The organism is Herbaspirillum sp. AP02, assembly GCF_015767275.1.
In the GTDB taxonomy this organism is placed as follows: domain Bacteria; phylum Pseudomonadota; class Gammaproteobacteria; order Burkholderiales; family Burkholderiaceae_D; genus Herbaspirillum.
Genome location: NZ_JADWMY010000015.1, coordinates 68485 through 84803 on the forward strand (window position 1 = coordinate 68485; position 16319 = coordinate 84803).

The 16319-nt window shown below is 63.2% G+C and carries 18 protein-coding genes; 7 read left to right on the plus strand and 11 right to left on the minus strand.

The window, feature by feature from the left end:
• Positions 1–13: 13 nt before the first annotated feature.
• The 3 genes from pcaB to pcaH form a co-directional block, all read right to left on the minus strand.
• Positions 14–1390: a 3-carboxy-cis,cis-muconate cycloisomerase gene (gene pcaB, locus I5R65_RS22590; protein WP_180671036.1), complete on the minus strand. Its 1377-nt coding sequence runs from the start codon at positions 1388–1390 to the stop codon at positions 14–16.
• Between the two features lie 110 nt (positions 1391–1500).
• Positions 1501–2013, minus strand: coding sequence for a protocatechuate 3,4-dioxygenase (locus I5R65_RS22595; RefSeq protein WP_180671035.1), 513 nt, complete (start codon positions 2011–2013; stop codon positions 1501–1503).
• 24 nt (positions 2014–2037) lie between these two features.
• Complete coding sequence (gene pcaH / locus I5R65_RS22600; protein ID WP_180671034.1) at positions 2038–2730, minus strand: protocatechuate 3,4-dioxygenase subunit beta; 693 nt, start codon at positions 2728–2730, stop codon at positions 2038–2040.
• A gap of 247 nt (positions 2731–2977) precedes the next feature.
• On the opposite strand from pcaH, the gene I5R65_RS22605 reads away from it, so the two are divergent.
• Entirely contained in the window at positions 2978–3778 is an 801-nt protein-coding gene (locus tag I5R65_RS22605; protein ID WP_180671033.1) for an IclR family transcriptional regulator C-terminal domain-containing protein, read from the plus strand.
• Positions 3779–3793: 15 nt separating this feature from the next.
• Here the strand turns inward: I5R65_RS22605 and I5R65_RS22610 are convergent, their stop codons facing one another.
• Positions 3794–4705 carry a helix-turn-helix domain-containing protein gene (locus I5R65_RS22610; RefSeq protein ID WP_180671032.1) on the minus strand — a complete coding sequence of 304 codons (912 nt, stop codon included), beginning with the start codon at positions 4703–4705 and terminating at the stop codon, positions 3794–3796.
• Between the two features lie 158 nt (positions 4706–4863).
• On the opposite strand from I5R65_RS22610, the gene I5R65_RS22615 reads away from it, so the two are divergent.
• The gene (locus I5R65_RS22615; protein WP_180671031.1) at positions 4864–6030 is read left to right on the plus strand and encodes a 4-hydroxybenzoate 3-monooxygenase; all 1167 of its coding nucleotides are present in this window, start codon (positions 4864–4866) and stop codon (positions 6028–6030) included.
• Positions 6031–6079: 49 nt separating this feature from the next.
• Here the strand turns inward: I5R65_RS22615 and I5R65_RS22620 are convergent, their stop codons facing one another.
• Positions 6080–6403 carry a hypothetical protein gene (locus I5R65_RS22620; RefSeq protein ID WP_180671030.1) on the minus strand — a complete coding sequence of 108 codons (324 nt, stop codon included), beginning with the start codon at positions 6401–6403 and terminating at the stop codon, positions 6080–6082.
• A gap of 212 nt (positions 6404–6615) precedes the next feature.
• On the opposite strand from I5R65_RS22620, the gene I5R65_RS22625 reads away from it, so the two are divergent.
• Complete coding sequence (locus I5R65_RS22625) at positions 6616–7182, plus strand: pyridoxamine 5'-phosphate oxidase family protein (protein WP_180671029.1); 567 nt, start codon at positions 6616–6618, stop codon at positions 7180–7182.
• Between the two features lie 15 nt (positions 7183–7197).
• Here I5R65_RS22625 and I5R65_RS22630 read toward each other — a convergent pair whose 3' ends face one another.
• Entirely contained in the window at positions 7198–8100 is a 903-nt protein-coding gene (locus I5R65_RS22630) for a CPBP family intramembrane glutamic endopeptidase (RefSeq protein WP_180671028.1), read from the minus strand.
• A gap of 161 nt (positions 8101–8261) precedes the next feature.
• Between I5R65_RS22630 and I5R65_RS22635 the strand changes: the two genes are divergently transcribed.
• A complete protein-coding gene (locus I5R65_RS22635; RefSeq protein WP_180671027.1) occupies positions 8262–9128 on the plus strand; it encodes a GyrI-like domain-containing protein in 867 nt (288 codons plus the stop codon).
• Between the two features lie 67 nt (positions 9129–9195).
• Here I5R65_RS22635 and I5R65_RS22640 read toward each other — a convergent pair whose 3' ends face one another.
• The gene (locus tag I5R65_RS22640; RefSeq protein WP_180671026.1) at positions 9196–9627 is read right to left on the minus strand and encodes a hypothetical protein; all 432 of its coding nucleotides are present in this window, start codon (positions 9625–9627) and stop codon (positions 9196–9198) included.
• Between the two features lie 206 nt (positions 9628–9833).
• On the opposite strand from I5R65_RS22640, the gene I5R65_RS22645 reads away from it, so the two are divergent.
• Positions 9834–10358 (plus strand): response regulator, encoded by a 525-nt coding sequence (locus I5R65_RS22645; RefSeq protein WP_180671025.1) that lies wholly within the window; start codon positions 9834–9836, stop codon positions 10356–10358.
• Between the two features lie 83 nt (positions 10359–10441).
• On the opposite strand, the gene I5R65_RS22650 is transcribed toward I5R65_RS22645, so the two are convergent.
• Positions 10442–10921, minus strand: a complete 480-nt coding sequence (locus tag I5R65_RS22650; protein WP_006461679.1) for an Lrp/AsnC family transcriptional regulator — start codon at positions 10919–10921, stop codon at positions 10442–10444.
• Between the two features lie 314 nt (positions 10922–11235).
• On the opposite strand from I5R65_RS22650, the gene mdeB reads away from it, so the two are divergent.
• Together mdeB and I5R65_RS22660 are read left to right on the plus strand one after the other, a co-directional pair.
• Positions 11236–13917 (plus strand): alpha-ketoglutarate dehydrogenase, encoded by a 2682-nt coding sequence (gene mdeB, locus I5R65_RS22655; RefSeq protein WP_180671024.1) that lies wholly within the window; start codon positions 11236–11238, stop codon positions 13915–13917.
• A gap of 166 nt (positions 13918–14083) precedes the next feature.
• Positions 14084–14842 carry an SDR family oxidoreductase gene (locus I5R65_RS22660; protein WP_180671023.1) on the plus strand — a complete coding sequence of 253 codons (759 nt, stop codon included), beginning with the start codon at positions 14084–14086 and terminating at the stop codon, positions 14840–14842.
• An 86-nt stretch (positions 14843–14928) separates the two neighbouring features.
• Here the strand turns inward: I5R65_RS22660 and I5R65_RS22665 are convergent, their stop codons facing one another.
• The 3 genes from I5R65_RS22665 to I5R65_RS22675 all read right to left on the minus strand — a co-directional run bounded on the left by I5R65_RS22665 (position 14929) and on the right by I5R65_RS22675 (position 16301).
• Positions 14929–15354, minus strand: coding sequence for a type II toxin-antitoxin system HigA family antitoxin (locus I5R65_RS22665; RefSeq protein ID WP_180671022.1), 426 nt, complete (start codon positions 15352–15354; stop codon positions 14929–14931).
• Positions 15342–15623 carry a type II toxin-antitoxin system HigB family toxin gene (locus tag I5R65_RS22670; protein ID WP_180671021.1) on the minus strand — a complete coding sequence of 94 codons (282 nt, stop codon included), beginning with the start codon at positions 15621–15623 and terminating at the stop codon, positions 15342–15344. Before I5R65_RS22670 ends, I5R65_RS22665 begins: the two co-directional genes overlap by 13 nt.
• A gap of 75 nt (positions 15624–15698) precedes the next feature.
• Positions 15699–16301, minus strand: a complete 603-nt coding sequence (locus I5R65_RS22675) for a UbiX family flavin prenyltransferase (protein ID WP_180671020.1) — start codon at positions 16299–16301, stop codon at positions 15699–15701.
• Positions 16302–16319: the final 18 nt, after the last annotated feature.

Sequence of the window (16319 nt, forward strand, 5' to 3'; positions counted from 1 at the left end):
GGGGACGCTGCACTCAGGCGGGTGGCCTGTCGTGTGCTGCCTGCATTCTTTCAAGCTGCTGCTCGGCCAGGCGGCGTGCCGGGCGGGTCGCGATGACGGGGTCGAACAGGGCGCGCAGATGCGCGCTGTCCAGTGTCTTGTACAGCGATTCGTCAGACTCCACCGCCGCGACCAGCAGGTCCACCAGCTGCCCGCCCTCGGCCACGGTCTTGCGCGTCAGTTGTTCCAGCAGGGCATGCGCACGCGGGCGGCCGATCACGGTGGCCAGCGCGATGGAGGCCGACTCGGCAAATACCAAGCCCTGCAGGGCATCGATGTTGCGTAGCATGCGCTCCTGGTCGATCTGCAGGCCGGCGAAGGCTTCATTGAGCGCACGCAGGGCGCCATGTACACCGAGGAACAGGGCCGGCCATTCGGCCAGTTCGGCTTGCCAGTTGCCCAGGCCGCGTTCGTGCTGCTGTCCCATGGCGGCCAGCAGAGCCGCGGCTTGCTGTGGGGCGCGGGCAGCGGCGGCCAGGGCGATCATGGACGAGACCGGGTTGCGCTTGTGCGGCATCGCCGAGGATCCCCCACGGCCATTGCCCGAGGGTTCGGCCAGTTCGGCGATCTCGCCCTGCGCCATCAGCGACAGGTCGGTGGCGATCTTGCCCAGGCTGCCGGCCAGTACGGCCATCTCCGTGCCAAGCCTGATCCATTGGTCGCGCTGGGTATGCCAGGCGGCATCGGGCGTGGCCAGTTCCAGTGCCGCCGCCATGCGGGCGGCAACAGCTGGTCCTTTGTCACCGAGTACCGCAAGCGTGCCCACTGCACCGCCCAGTTGCAGTTGCAGGGCATGGGTCGACAAGGTCTGCAACTGCGCCCGCGAGCGCAGCAGCGGCGCGGCCCAGCCGCAGAACTTGAAGCCCAGGCTGGTGACCTGGGCTGGCTGCATCAGGGTGCGGGCCAGTACCGGTGTGTCCAGTTGACTGCGGGCCAGTTCCAGCAGTCGTTGCGTCAGGGTCGCCAGTTCGGCATCGATCAGGCCGAGTGCATTACGTGTGACCAGTACCATGGCCGTGTCCAGTACATCCTGGCTGGTGCTGCCCCAGTGCACATGGGTCGCGGCTTCTTCGCTGTAGAGCGCAACCGTGCGCTGCAATTCCTTGACCAGGGGGATGGCCAGCGCACCGGCACGGCGGCCGGCCACGATCAGCGCCGGGATGTCGTACAGCGGCGCCCGGCAGACGCTGGCGATGGCGCGGGCAGCGGTCTCGGGAATCACGCCTTCGGCGGCTTCGGCCTCGGCCAGCGCCTGTTCGAAGCGCAGCATGGCTTGCACCACGGCCTGGTCGTCGAAGACGGCGATCATCTCGGACGTGGTGAGGAAGCTGTCGAATATGGAAACGCTCATGAAATCTCCAGGTTGATCCGCCGGCACGGTGCCGTAACGCAAACGGGATCCGGCAGGCCTGAGCCTGCGGATCCCCTGTTACTGGCGCCGTGGGTGGCGGTCAGTTCAGATCAGATGTAGTCGAAGAATACCGTCTCGTGCTCACCCTGCATGTGGATATTCCACAGATAGCTGCCATCGGCCTGCTTGCGGGCAATGAGGGTGTCGCGGCGGTTCGGCGGTACCTGTTCCAGCAGCGGCGATTGTGCCAGGGCGGGATCGTCTTCCAGGAATACTGCGCTGAACTGGTGCTTGACCAGGCCACGGGCGAACACGGTCACATAGGCCACCGGCTTGCCGGCCGCTGCCTGTGGTTGCGAGATGGAGAAGGCGAAGCCGCCATCTTCGCCACTCGGTACGCGACGATAGCCGGGGATGGCATGGGCGCTCTCGGCCGGGGCGCTGCCGGGCAGCCAGGCTTCGGCCCAGGCATCGTTGATGGGCTGGCCGTCGCCGTCGAAGATGGTACCGCGAACCTTGATCTGCGCGGCGCTGCTGTCCACGCGGGCGGTCAGTTCCACGGCCCAGGCCCAGGCTTCGTGGGGGAAGGGGCCGATGGTTTGGGAGGTGGTGATGTTGCTCATGTCTGCTCCTGCTCAGTCTGTGTGTCAGATACCCATGGGCGTGCCGTTGCGGCCGCGCAGGACGATGTCGAATTCGTAGCCGAGCATCTTGTCGTCCACCGTTTCTTCCAGTGAAAAGCGCGAGATCAGGCGCTGGCGGGCAGCCTTGTCGGGGATGCTCTGGAAGATCGGGTCATAGTCGAACAGCGGGTCATTGGGGAAGTACATCTGCGTCACCAGGCGCTGCGCATAGACGTTGCCGAACAGCGAGAAGTGGATGTGCGCCGGACGCCAGGCCTTGTGGTGGTTGCCCCAGGGATAGGGGCCGGGCTTGATGCTGACGAAGCGATAGCGACCATCGTCGTCGGTGAGCATCTTGCCGAAGCCGGTGAAATTGGGGTCCAGCGGGGCATCGTGCTGGTCCTTCTTGTGAAAGTAACGACCAGCGGCGTTGCATTGCCAGACTTCCAGCAGGGAATTGCGCACCGGCTTGCCGTCTTCGTCCAGCACGCGGCCGGTGACGACGATCTTTTCGCCCAGGGGTTCGCCCTTGCCTTGCTTGGTCAGGTCCATGTCGTGCGGCAGGATCAGCCTGGGCGAGGCGAACAGGTTGGTGCCGGTGGCGGTCTCGTCGCGAACGCGCAGGGGCGCCTGGGTGGGGCCGCGCTTGACGGTGGATTTGTAGGGGGGATAGATCAGTTCCGGATAGACACCGGGTTCGATGGCATCGAATTGCATGAGGTCTCCTCAGGTCGCTAGGGGCGGCTGCGCTTGTTCACATTGCCTTGCTGCCAAATGTGCGATTTGCGCGCCGTGCTTGGGTGTGGAGAGATAGTAGGCAAGCCCCCGGACTGCCTCAAGGCCAACGCAGCGCAGCATATCCGCCATTCGCCCGATTTGTGCGAGAATCGCACAAATGGCCGATTTTCTGCAGCAAGCCTGCAGTGACCGGTATCAGCTTGTCTTATCCACAGGGCGGGGATGCATGCAGCAAGAGCGAATCGACGAGGACATGGCCGAGGGCGAGGCGGGGCCGCTGAAGCGCGACCTGGTGGCGGGCCTGGAAAAGGGCCTGCAGGTCATCGAAGCCTTCGACCAGGAGCGCTCGCGCCTGACCATCGCCGAGGTGGCGCAACTGACCGGGCTGACCCGCGCCGCCGCCCGGCGATATCTCATCACGCTGACCCATTTGGGTTACATGCGCCACGACAACAAGACCTTTTCGTTGACGCCGACAGTGCTGCGGCTGGGCCAGTCTTACCTGCACTCGGCACGCCTGCCACGCATCGTGCAGCCCTTGCTGTACCGGCTGGCCTATTCGCTGGGCGAGGCGGCCTCATGCGGGGTGCTGGACCACGATCAACTGGTGTGCGTGGCGGCGGTGAGCGCGGGGCAACTGGTGTCGACCACCCTGCAGCCGGGAACCCGGGTACCGGCCTATTGCACCGCCAATGGCCGCATCCTGCTGGCCAATCTGCCTCAGGCGCAGCTCGATGTCATCCTGGCCCGCGCCCAGCCGGAGGCCATTACCGTCAACACCATCACCGATCCCGAACGTCTGGCCCTGGAGATCGCGCGCGCCCGTGCCCAGGGTTATGCGCTGGTGGATCAGGAACTGGAACTGGGCTTGCGCACCATGGCCGTGCCGGTGCGCAACTTCCGCGGCGAGGCGGTGGCGGCCATGAACATCAGCGTGCATGCCGGACGGATGAAGCTGGAGGACATGGTCGAACGCTGCCTGCCGGCCATGCTCAAGATACAGGTGGAACTGGGCGCGTTGCTCTAGGGCGGCGCCGTCGGCTCATTCCTCCACGTGCGTGCGCCGGTACTGCTTGGGCGTCACGCCCATGTGTCGTTTGAAGAGACGGCTGAAGTACGCCGGGTCCTGGAAACCCAGCTCATAGGCGATGGTCGCCACCCCGGATGGCACATAGGTCAGCTTGCGGCAGGCTTCCAGGATCAGTCGCTGCTGCGCCAGGTCGAAGGCCGAGCGGCCCGCCAGTTTCAGGCAGAGGCGGTTCAGCCGGCTGGGCGTGACGCGCAGCTTGTCGGCATACACCGCGACTTGCCATTGTTCCCGGAAATGTTGCTCCACCAGCGTGCGGAAGCGACTGAACAGTTCGAAATCCCCGCGTCCGCTGAGCTCGGCCGAGCGATGGTCGGCCTCCAGTCGCACCAGCAGCAACATCACGCTGCGTGCCAGCCATTCCAGCATCAATGCGTGCCCGGTGCGGGGCGCGGCTGATTCGGCGATCAGCAGGCGCAGCAGGGTCTCCATGCGGGCATGCAAGTCCGGAACCCGCCCCAGTTCGATGGCCATCGGGCGCAGGAAGAGCGGAGAAAACAGCTCGCCATGGGCCTCGCCACCCCCGCCCGAAAAAACGATGTGCGGGTCCACCGTCAGCACGAAACCCACTGCCTGTTCTGAAAAGTCAAAGCCATGCACCAGCGAGGGATGGATGGTGATGACGACCGGGCCGTCGTAGTCCCATACCTCGTCTTCCATCAGCGCGCTGACATGGCCGGACATTAAAAAAAGTACCTGAAAAAGTCCGGCGTGTGTGTGCGGTGCAATATGCCAGTCGTGGATGCGGCTGCGCGTCTCGATCAGTTCGATATGGACTGATTCGGCATCATCCGGCCGCACAGCCTCGCCGTACAAGGAAAACTGGGGTACCTCGCTGGTGCGGGGTTTGTTGCGTGCCAGGGGCATGGGGTCTCCGTCCGTCGCTCTTGGGGCAGGGTTTGTCGTTCTGGTCTGTAAAAATAGTACAAGTTTTTGCCGGGATCATCCATTTTTAAATGGCCGCCCCACGACTAAGATTCGCTCCATACCAGAACAAAAAACAACCTTCATTACGGAGACCCCCCATGCGTACCCAAGTCGCCATCATCGGCGCCGGCCCGGCCGGTTTATTGTTATCCCACCTGTTGCATCTCAAGGGCATCGAATCGGTCGTGCTGGAAACCCGCAGCCGCGAAGAAATCGAGTCCACCATCCGCGCCGGCGTGCTGGAGCAGGGCACCATGGACATCCTCACCGACACCGGCGTGGGGGAACGCATGAAGCGCGAAGGCGCCTTGCACCATGGCATCGAACTGGCCTTCGGCGGGCGGCGTCACCGGATCGACCTGACCGAGCTGACCGGCCAGGCCATCACGGTCTATGCCCAGCATGAAGTGATCAAGGACCTGGTGGCCGCGCGCCTGGCGGTACAGGGGCAACTGCTGTTCGAGGTCAGCGGTACCACGATCGAAGGTGTCGACACCGACAAGCCCCGCGTGCGCTTCCTGCACGCGGGTGAACAGCATACGCTGGAGGCTGATTTCATTGCCGGCTGCGATGGCTTTCATGGCGTCTCCCGCCCGGCCATTCCGGACAGCAAGCGCCAGGACTATCAGCGGATCTACCCCTTCGGCTGGTTCGGCGTGCTGGTGGAGGCGCCGCCGTCCTCGGACGAGCTGATCTATGCGCAGCACGAGCGCGGTTTCGTGCTGGTGAGCACGCGCTCGCCTACCGTGCAGCGGCTCTACTTCCAGTGCGACCCCAAGGACAGCGTGGACAACTGGAGCGATGACCGCATCTGGAACGAATTCCACTCCCGCCTGGAAAATGGCGACGGCTGGCGTCTGAAGGAGGGCAAGATCTTCCAGAAGGGCATCATCGGCATGCGTAGTTTCGTGTCCACGCCGATGCAGCACGGGCGCCTGTTCCTGGCCGGCGATGCGGCCCACATTGTGCCGCCGACCGGGGCCAAGGGGCTGAACCTGGCGGTGGGCGACGTCAAGCGCCTGGCCGAGGGGATCGAGGATTTCTATCGCAAGTCCAGCGAGGAAGGCCTGGCTTCCTATACCGAACTGGCGCTCAAGCGCATCTGGCGCGCCGAATATTTCTCATGGTGGATGACCAGCATGCTGCATACCTTCGAAGACGCGTCGCCCTTCCAGCGGCAGATACAGCGTGCCGAACTGGAGAATGTGGTCAATTCGCGGGCGCTGTCGACGGCGTTGGCGGAAAACTATGTCGGTGCCTTCTGAACCTGGGCAAGACTTCCATTGACGATGACGCCCGCGCAAGCGGGCGTTTTCATTGGCGCAGGTCGGGCGCAGGCAAGGTGTCGGCCCCGTCCTCGTCACCGTGCGCAAGCAAACGGCGATAGTGGCGGCGGGCAACGTAGACGCAGGCGTGCCAATAGCACTGCGCGCCGACAAGTGCTCCGGCGATGCTGCCGGGATAGCCCATGCCGATACTGCGTCCCAGCCCCGCCAGCAAGGCGCACGTCAACAGGCCCAGCCAGGTCTGCCAGTGATGAAACAAACGCAGCGAGACAGCTCGCCAGCGCACAAGGCGTTGCCGGCGGTCAAGGCAGGCGAGTTCGGGTATCTGTTTGAGCGACCAGTAGATTTTCATGCCAGGCTCCGTATTTTCCCGCCGTGGCGCGGGGAGAGTGACGTGCTGCAATCTGGACTTCGATGGGGGACGTGCTTGAGCATCCATGTTGGCACAGCGCTCTGACAATGCACTGACGCTGAACTGACATAACGATGTCGTTTTGCCGGTGGGTGATTTTCCAGCAGAGGCGGACCGAAGCAGCACGTCGAACCAGGCTCTACAATGCCGCCATGAACTTGCCCGAACTCCATACCCATCTGTGGGATACCCTGCGCCTTGGCGCCAGTCCCACCCGATCCGCTTTTACCATCTGGCAGCTTGCGACCTTGGGGCTGGACGGTGCGCCCCAATTGCGCTCCATCGTCTTGCGCGAGGCTGACGAGTCGACGGGCACGCTGGCCTTCCACACTGACCGTCGCTCTCCCAAGCTGGCCGACATCGATGCCGATGACCGGGTGGCCATGCTGTCGCTGGACCTGGATCGCCATGTACAACTGCGCCTGAACGGCAGGGCGCGCCCGGTGCAGGACAGTGTGCGTGTGCGACGCATGTGGGAGGGGGCGCGGCCGCATACGCTGATCCTCTACCAGACCCCGCATGCACCGGGAACGGTCATCGCCCAGCCGGAGGACGGGCATGTCCCGCCAGGGTCAGGGTACAGCGGCTTTGACAATTTCACCCTGGTCGAGGTGGTGCTGGATGCCATCGAATACCTCGACCTGACGCTGGGCCAGCATCGCCGTGCCGTATTCCGCCGCGACGACGGCGCGTGGCGCGGACAATGGATCGCACCCTGAACGGGTGACGCCGGATCAGGCCAGCGCGGGATAGGTAAAGCCGAGGAAGTGCACGGCATTGAGCGCAAAGTGGACCGCGATGGCGGCTTCGATGCGACCACTGCGCTGGAAGACGACGGCATAGCCGAGACCGGCCACACTCGCCAGTGCGGCATAGACCATCCCTCCCCCCAGATGGGCCGCGCCGAACAGCACGGCCGACACCACGACGGCCAGCAACTGCCCGCCGCGCAACGTGTGCAGCACCAGTTGCAGGCGCTGCTGGATCAGCCCACGGAAGAAGGCTTCTTCCGCCACCACCGTCAACAACAGGTTGATGGCGAGGAAGGTGGCGGCAAAGGGCGGCCACTTGGCCTCGGGACGTACCATGCCGAGCAGCCAGCCCGATAGCATGACCACTACGATGGTAAGCAGGCCCGGCAGCAGTGCGCGGCGCAGCGTGGTCTGCCATTGCTTGCGTGCATGGCAACGCGGCGCCAGCAGCGCCAGCAGCAACAGCCCGGCAGCACCCTTGTCGAGATTCGCATACAGCATGAATGGCAGCGCGCCCGGCGTGATGGCCTGGCGCGGCAGAACCAGCGGATTGAGAAAGCCCGGCCAGCGATGCATGGCCAACAGCAGGCTTAGCACGATGACCGGGGCCAGCCAAATGTCGGTCTGCCATGCGTGCTGTGCATGGTGTGTACAGCCGGCCCGCCAGGCGCTCACACCCAGCAGCAACAAGCCGACCACGCCGACCACGTTGACCTGGCCGTTGAGCAGGGCGACGGCCACGGCCAGCACCAGCAAGAGCAGCCAGGGCGGCAGCCGCATCGGGCCACGCAGGGGCAGCGCAGGAAGCCAGACGGTGCAGATGGCCAGCATCAGCAGCAGGGCGGCAGAGAGGGAGGGCAGGGAAGACAATGAGAGGGCGGACATTGGCGGGTGCGGCAGATGTCGGATTGATGGGAGCGGTGTTTTACCATGATGGGTCACGTTGAAGTGGCGCAGGCACATCATTTCATGAAACCATTGCGCAATTTCGGTCAGGATTTCGCCGGCCGATTCTTGCACAGTACGTCCCGTGAACCGAGGACAACATGAGTGACGCCCGCAGAAAATCCTACGTAGCCCGTTTCGAACGGGTACTCGACCATATCGAACGTCATCTCGACGAAGCGCTTGATGTCGACCGCCTGGCCGGCGTCGCCCATTTTTCACGGTTCCATTTCCAGCGGCAGTTCGCCGACTTCGTCGGTGTCGGGGTGGCTCGCTACATCCTGCTCATGCGTCTGAAACGGGCCAGCCTGCAGCTGGCGTTCCGGCACGAGAGCAGGATCATCGAGATCGCCCTGCAGGCCGGTTTTGAAAATCCGGAATCCTTTACCCGCGCTTTCAGGAGCGCCTTCGGACAATCGCCTTCGCAGTTCCGGCGCGCGCCCGACTGGCCGGCCTGGAACGAGCGTTATGTGTTCCGTATCCCTGAAAGGAAAGTGGACGTGCAAGTCGATATCGTCACGGTAGAACCTGTTCGCATCGCCGTGCTGGAGCATCGCGGTCCGGTGCCCAATCTCAATGCCACCGTGGCGCGCTTCATCGCATGGCGTAAGTCAACGAGCCTGTCGCCGGTGGATCGCTGTTGCACCTTTGGTCTGGCCTGGGACAATCCGGATACCACACCGCCGGAGCAGTTCCGTTTCGATATCTGCGGAGAAATCGAGAGCGCCCTGCCGGACAATCCGCAAGGTCTGGTGGAGAAGCTGATTCCGGGTGGGCGCTGCGCCCGGGTACGGCATGCGGGAGCGCACGAACGCCTGGCCGAGAGCATCTATCCGCTCTATCGTCAGTGGCTGCCGGGCAGTGGGGAGGAATTGCGTGATTTCCCGCTGTACTTCCACTACCTCAATCTGCTGCCGGATACGCCGCCGGGCGAGTTGCTGACCGATATCTATCTGCCGCTGAAGTAGTGCTGGAGGAATGCTGAAGTAACGTTGACGTAACGTTGAAGCAACGCTGAAGGAAGGGCAGGGAAGTTCAGGCCACCAGGGCCTGCGAGAAATGGGCGACCTGGTGCGCAGGCACCAGCAGAGGGATGAAGGAGGCGTCGTTCATGGCCAGCCAGTAGGGCAGGTGCGGGCCGGCATCGAAACCGTAGTTGCTGCCATCCAGCTGCCAGAAGCGTGGCACCGCCAGCGGCGGGCGCACCGTGTTCTTGAGCTGGTCCAGGCTCGCCAGGCGCTGTGCGCAGGGCTGGAAGCTGGACAGGGCAGCGCGTTCCCCGCTGGCAGCAAAGTCGGCCGTGGCGAACCATTCGAGCACCTTGCGTGGGCTGGCGTTGAGGCTGGCCCAGTCGTGTGTGGTACCGCCGCGCGCCGTGAGGAGGCGGGCGCCGCTGCTCACGTACAACTCGACCATGCCCAGCAGGGCGGCGGGAACGGGCACACGGACTTTGGTAAAGGGCATCATGGACAGGGGCTTCCTTGGAGTGGAGGATCAACTGTTGCCAGTCTAGCCAGTCCATGATGATTCGCCGATAGGGGAAATCCTGACAAATCCCTGTCAGAGACGGCCGGGGCGTCAGGAATTTCCCGATGCCCGGGGCGGCAATGCTCCTGTACAACGGTAGCTGGCAGTCTGCCCTTGCTTCAGTTGTTTCACAGGATGTCCCAAGAATGAATTTCCCCAGTATCGTGATGATCGATCCCAGCCAGGAAGCTGTCGAACTGGCCCGTTTCGCGCTGTGGCGCTCGGGTCTGCATTGCGCCTTCCGCAGTTGCCCCGACGCGGCCAGTGCCCGGCGTTGCCTGCTGCAGGGGCGGCGTAGCGGTGACGGCGTGGCGCCATGTCTGATCCTGCTGGAGTCCGACATGGGGTGCTACGACGGTCTGGACCTGTTGCGCGAGTTGCGTGCCAGCAAGCATCTGGCGCAGGCACCGGTGGTGGTGTTTCCCTCGCGCGACATGGAGGGCGAGCAGGCGGCGCTGGCGGCCGGTGCCAGTCAATATCAGCCCAAGCCGGTCGATGGCGAGCATTATGCGCGTTGCGTGGTGGAGATGGTGGAGCGCTGGTGCGACGCCCTGGCAGCCAGGGAGCCGGTACCGGCCAAGGTGATGGCGTCGGTGCTGGGGAGTACCGACGCGCACCCGGCGCGGCGGCGCGACGATCCGGCCCTGCCGGGGGATGAGACCTCGCATTGAGGTCGGCGTAGTGTGTCGATGCAGCAAAAAACGAAAGGGCCGGATGGCCCTTTTTGCATTGCTGCACCGGTCCGCCTGCGGATTCAGCGGCGGGTCTTGATCTTGGGCGTGGGCAACGCCGTCTTGTACTTGATCTGCTTGAGGGCAAAGCTGGAGCGGATGTTCTTGATGCCGGGAATCTTGGTCAGGTGATCGACGATGAAATGTTCCAGCGTCAGCAGGTCGGGCACCACGATGCGCAGCAGGTAATCCTCATCGCCGGTCATCAGGTACACTTCCATGACCTCATCGAAGGCGCTCACGGCCGTCTCGAACTGGGCCAGTGCTTCGGCGCCCTGGCGCTCCAGGATCACCTTGACGAAGACGTTGACCTTCAGACCCAGCAGGTGCGGATCGGCCAGCGCCACGTAGCGCGAGATGATGCCTTCGGTTTCCAGCCGCTTCACGCGCGCCAGCGTCGGCGAGGGCGAGAGGTTGATACGGCTGGCGAGCTCCAGATTGCTGATCGAACTGTTCTCCTGAAGAATGTTCAGAATGCGCAAATCGGTGGTATCTAGTTCCATTATCGAAATTAAATTCTGTCGGTTTCAGTTTTGCAGCACTGGATGCTGAATATTGTACGGCAACTTCCTGTTTTAAGTGACTCATGCCGGGCCATCCGGCGTATCGTAGTCCGGTAGTTCCATCTCGCAAGCTTGCCCTTACCAACAACACAAGACCGCAAAGGCGTCGGGCGCGGGGAGACCGATGGTGCGGCCTGTGTTTTACCGGCTTTTCGTCTCCTTGCATAGCAGCGATTGCAGTGGCAGCAGGTTTTATGCCGACCCGCGCTGCGCCAGCCTCGGCGTGCGACCAGACAGGAGATCAGGAAGTGGACATGTCCCGCCCCAGTGACAGCGATATCGCCCGTGATATCGACCTCGATGCCCAGGAAACCCAGGAGTGGCTACAGGCGCTGCAAAGCGTGCTGGCCGAGGCCGGACCGGAGCGTGCACGCTTCCTGCTCTCGCGGCTGTCGGCAGCGGCCCAGCAGTGGGGCGTGAACTGGCGCGATGCGCGCAATACCCCCTATGTGAATACCATCCGCCCCGAGCAGGAGCCGCCTTTCCCCGGTGGTTCGGACGCCCAGGCCATCGAGGAACGCATCGCCAGCATCATGCGCTGGAACGCACTGGCCATGGTGGTGCGCGCCAATCGTGCCTATGGCGAGCTGGGTGGACACATCGCCAGCTTCGCCTCGGCGGCGGACCTGTTCGAGGTCGGCTTCAATCATTTCTTCCGCGCCCGCGATGATAAGTTCGCCGGTGACGTGGTCTATTTCCAGCCGCACTCGGCGCCCGGCATCTATGCCCGCGCTTTTCTGGAAGGGGCCTTGAAGGAAGAGGACCTGGCCTACTACCGCCGCGAGATCGAGGCCAAGCGCGTCGGTCGCCAGGGACTGTCATCCTATCCGCATCCCTGGCTGATGCCGCAGTTCTGGCAATTCCCGACCGGTTCCATGGGCATCGGTCCCATCAATGCCATCTACCAGGCGCGCTTCCTGCGTTATATGGAACACCGCGGCCTGTTGCAGGACCAGGGCCGCAAGGTCTGGGGCGTGTTCGGCGATGGCGAGATGGATGAGCCCGAATCGCTGGCGGCGCTCTCGCTGGCCTCGCGCGAGAAGCTGGACAACCTGATCTTCGTGGTCAACTGCAACCTGCAGCGTCTGGATGGTCCGGTGCGCGGAAACGGTCACATCGTCGATGAGCTGGAGACCCTGTTTGCCGGTGCCGGCTGGAACGTCATCAAGCTGCTGTGGGGCTCGGACTGGGACGGCCTGTTCGCCCGCGACCGCGACGGTGAGTTGGTGGATGCCCTGAACCGCACGGTGGACGGGCAATTGCAGACCTTCGCCGCCAACGATGGCGCCTTCAACCGCCAGCATTTCTTCGGCCAGACACCGGGCACCCGCGCTATTGGCGCCACCCTCACCGATGAGGAAATCAACCGCCTGCGTCGGGGCGGGCACGACATGAAGAAGATCTTCTCGGCCTACCAGGCGGCGGCCCAGCATCGCGGCCAGCCGACGGTGATCCTGGCCCAGACCAAGAAGGGCTACGGCATGGGCGCGGCCGGCGAAGGCAAGATGACCACCCACCAGCAGAAGAAGCTGGACGAGGAAAGCCTGCTGCAATTCCGTGACCGCTTCAAGCTGCCGCTGTCGGATCAACAGTGCCGCGAACTGGCCTTCTACAAGCCCGCGCCCGACAGCGCCGAGATGAAGCACCTGCATGCCCGCCGTGCTGCGCTGGGCGGCTACCTGCCGCGCCGCGATGCCGGCCAGGCGCGCCGCGCGGTGCCGCCCCTGGAAGCGCACAGCAGGTTCGCGCTGGAAGCCGATGGCAAGGAAATGTCATCCACCATGGCGCTGGTGCGTCAGCTTGGCAACCTGTTGAAGGACCCGGAGTTCGGTCGCTACGTGGTGCCCATCGTGGCCGACGAGGCGCGTACCTTCGGCATGGCCAACCTGTTCCGCCAGGTCGGCATCTATTCCTCCCAGGGTCAGTTGTATGAGCCGGAGGATATCGGTTCCATCCTCTACTATCGCGAGGCCAAGGATGGCCAGATACTGGAAGAAGGCATCACCGAAGCCGGCGCGATCTCTTCCTGGACGGCCGCCGCGACCGCCTACTCGGTGCATGGCACGCCGATGCTGCCGTTCTACATCTACTACTCGATGTTTGGTTTCCAGCGCATCGGCGACCTGATCTGGGCCGCGGCGGACCAGCGCGCGCGTGGCTTCCTGATCGGCGCCACCTCGGGGCGCACCACCCTGGGCGGCGAGGGTTTGCAGCATCAGGATGGCAATAGTCTGGTGACGGCCGCGTCGATTCCCAACTGCGTTTCCTATGACCCGGCCTATGCCTACGAGCTGGCGGTGATCCTCGACGACGGCATGCGCCGCATGATGGAGCGCGGCGAGGACGTGTTCTACTACATCACTGTCACCAACGAGAACGAGGCTCAGCCCAGCCTGCCGCCGGGCGTACAGGAAGGCATCCTGCGTGGCCTGTACTGCCTGGATCGCAAGGAAAACGCGCAGGCGCGCCTGCTGGGTTCCGGCCCCATCCTGAAGGAAGCGGTGGCGGCCGCCGCCCTGTTGCAACAGCACTGGCAGATCGAGGCCGAGGTGTGGAGCGTGACCAGCTATACCGAACTGGCGCGTGATGGCGTGGCGGCGCAGCGCAGCCAGCGTCTTTCGGGCGCGCACCCGCTGCCGTATGTGACGCAGCAACTGCAGGGCAGCACTGCGCCGGTCATCGCGGTGAGCGACTACATCCGTACCTTGCCGGAGAGCATTCGTGCCTTCGTGCCGGCGCAGTATGTGACCTTGGGAACGGATGGTTTTGGACGCAGCGATACGCGAGTGAATCTGCGCGACTTCTTCGAGATCGATGCACGCTGGATCGCTTATACAGCGTTGTGCGAGGTCTGGGGAGAGGATCGTGCGCGACTGGAGGAAGCGGCACGTACGCTGGGTATCGATACGGCCAAGCCGCTGTCGAGCACGGTCTGATGCACAAGTACCGGGACACATGAAAGGCAGGCTCAGGGATTGAAAATCCTTCATCTGGCCGCGCCTGGTGTTTGTTATAGTGGAAACCGCCCGTGCATCACGGGCGGTTTTTTTTATCCGCCGACGATGCACGTTCCGTCCATAAGATCATTGAGGAGTCAACACGATGGCTGCACCGAAACGTATCGCGCTGGTGACCGGCGCAGGCTCCGGCATCGGCCGGCAGATTACCCTGGCGCTGCTGCGCGAAGGCTATGGCGTGACCCTGGCCGGACGTCGCCAGGATGCGCTGGAAGAGACCGTCAGGCTGGCCGGCGAGCACGGTGCCAATGCGCTGGTGGTGGCCGCCGACGTAACCGATCCGGCCTCGGTCAAGCACCTGTTCGCACAGACCCGGCAACGCTTCGGCCGGCTCGACATGCTGTTCAACAATGCCGGCATCTTCGCACCGCCGGTGTCGCTGGAAGAGTTGAGCGTGGAGCAGTGGAAGGCGGCAGTGGACATCAACTTGACCGGCGTCTTCCTGTGTACCCAGGAAGCCTTCCGCGTCATGAAGGAGCAATCCCCGCGGGGCGGCCGCATCATCAACAACGGCTCCATCTCGGCCCATGCGCCGCGTCCGTTCTCGGCCTCCTACACGGCCACCAAGCATGCCATCACGGGACTGACGAAGGCCACCTCGCTGGATGGTCGCGCCTATGACATCGCCTGCGGCCAGATCGACATCGGCAATGCCTCTACCGACATGACCACGCTGATGAAGAAGGGCACCTTGCAGGCCGATGGTTCCACCAAGGTCGAACCGACCATGGACGCCGAGCACGTGGCCAAGGCCATCCTCTACATGGACAGCCTGCCGCTGGATGCCAATGTGCAGTTCATGACGGTGATGGCGACCAAGATGCCCTATATCGGGCGGGGTTGATTCTTCCCGGCGGGATCGGAAGTGAAGAAGTGGCCGCGGTTGTGTACTGCGGCCATTTTCATTGGTGTTGTTCGGACCAGCCGCGTCTAGCCGATAAAGACCGATGCACCGACGCCGAAGCGCTGGGCCAGTGCCTTGACCTGACGCAGATTCAATTCGCGCTTGCCGCGCAGGATTTCGGAGACCACGCCTTGTGAGCCGATCTCGGGCAGGTCGGATTGTGTGAGCTGATGTTGCTCCATCAGGAATTGCAGGACATCCACAGGAGAGACCTGCTGCAACGGGAAGTGCTTGTCGTCGTATTCGGCAATGAGGCTGCCGAGTGTATCGACCAGATCGGCCAGAGGGTGCTTTTCATTGCCGGCACCGGCGTCGAGCAATTGATTCAGGGTGGTGACTGCGCGGTCATAGTCATCATCAGAACGAATCGGCCGCAGCGGGATGAGAGACGACAAGGCCGCAAAGTGCGAGGTGATGTCGTCCATCACGTGTTTTTCGATCAAGGCTTCCATTGGTCGTACTCCCTGTGTGTGAAAACCTCCCGGATGTAGAGTTTCTGGCTGGCGAAGTTCACCAGCGTGATGATCCGGTATTTGTTGCCGCCCACATCGAAAATGATGAAGTCGCCCGCTTTGTCGATGGCGTTGAAGGCTTTCTTCAGTTCAGCAAAATGATCGAAGCTGCGCGACTCGATGATCTTGCGCCACGCTTGCAGCGGTGCCGCTGCTTGCGGGTGGCGCAGGGCAAAATCGGCCAGGGCTTTGTTGGAGATGACGCGCATGCATGGCATGATATCTCAATTTGAGATATTTGCAATCCGGCGTTGGGAATACCTATGTGATCGACGGGGAAGACGTCAGTCCCGGTCGCCCTTCATGCCTTGCCACTCAGGGGTGAGCTGCAGCGAAATGCCGAACATGTCCAGCACGCGCCCGAGGGTGTGATCGACCATTTCTTCCATCGAGGCCGGGCGCTGGTAGAAACCGGGCAGCGGCGGGAAGATCACGCCGCCCATCTCGGTGACGGCGGTCATGTTGCGCAGGTGGGCCAGGTTGAAGGGCGTCTCGCGCACCATCAGTACCAGGCGACGACGTTCCTTCAGCACCACGTCGGCAGCACGGGTGATGAGGTTGTCGGAGAGACCATGCGCCACGGCGGCCAGGGTCTTCATCGAGCAGGGTGCCACCACCATGCCGGTGGAGGCGAAGGAGCCGCTGGCGATGCAGGCACCGACGTCGCGCACGTGATGCACCACGTCGGCCAGGGCTTCGACATCCTTGCGCCGCATGTCCAGTTCCTGGTGCAGATTGAGCACGCCGGCTTCGGAAATCATCAGATGGGTTTCCACCTGACCATGCTTGCGCAGGTGTTCCAGCAGGCGCACGCCATAGATCGCGCCGGTCGCGCCGGTGATGGCGACGATCAGGCGCTGGCGTGGCGGAGTGGAAGCGGAACTCACGAGAGAAACCTGAGCAGG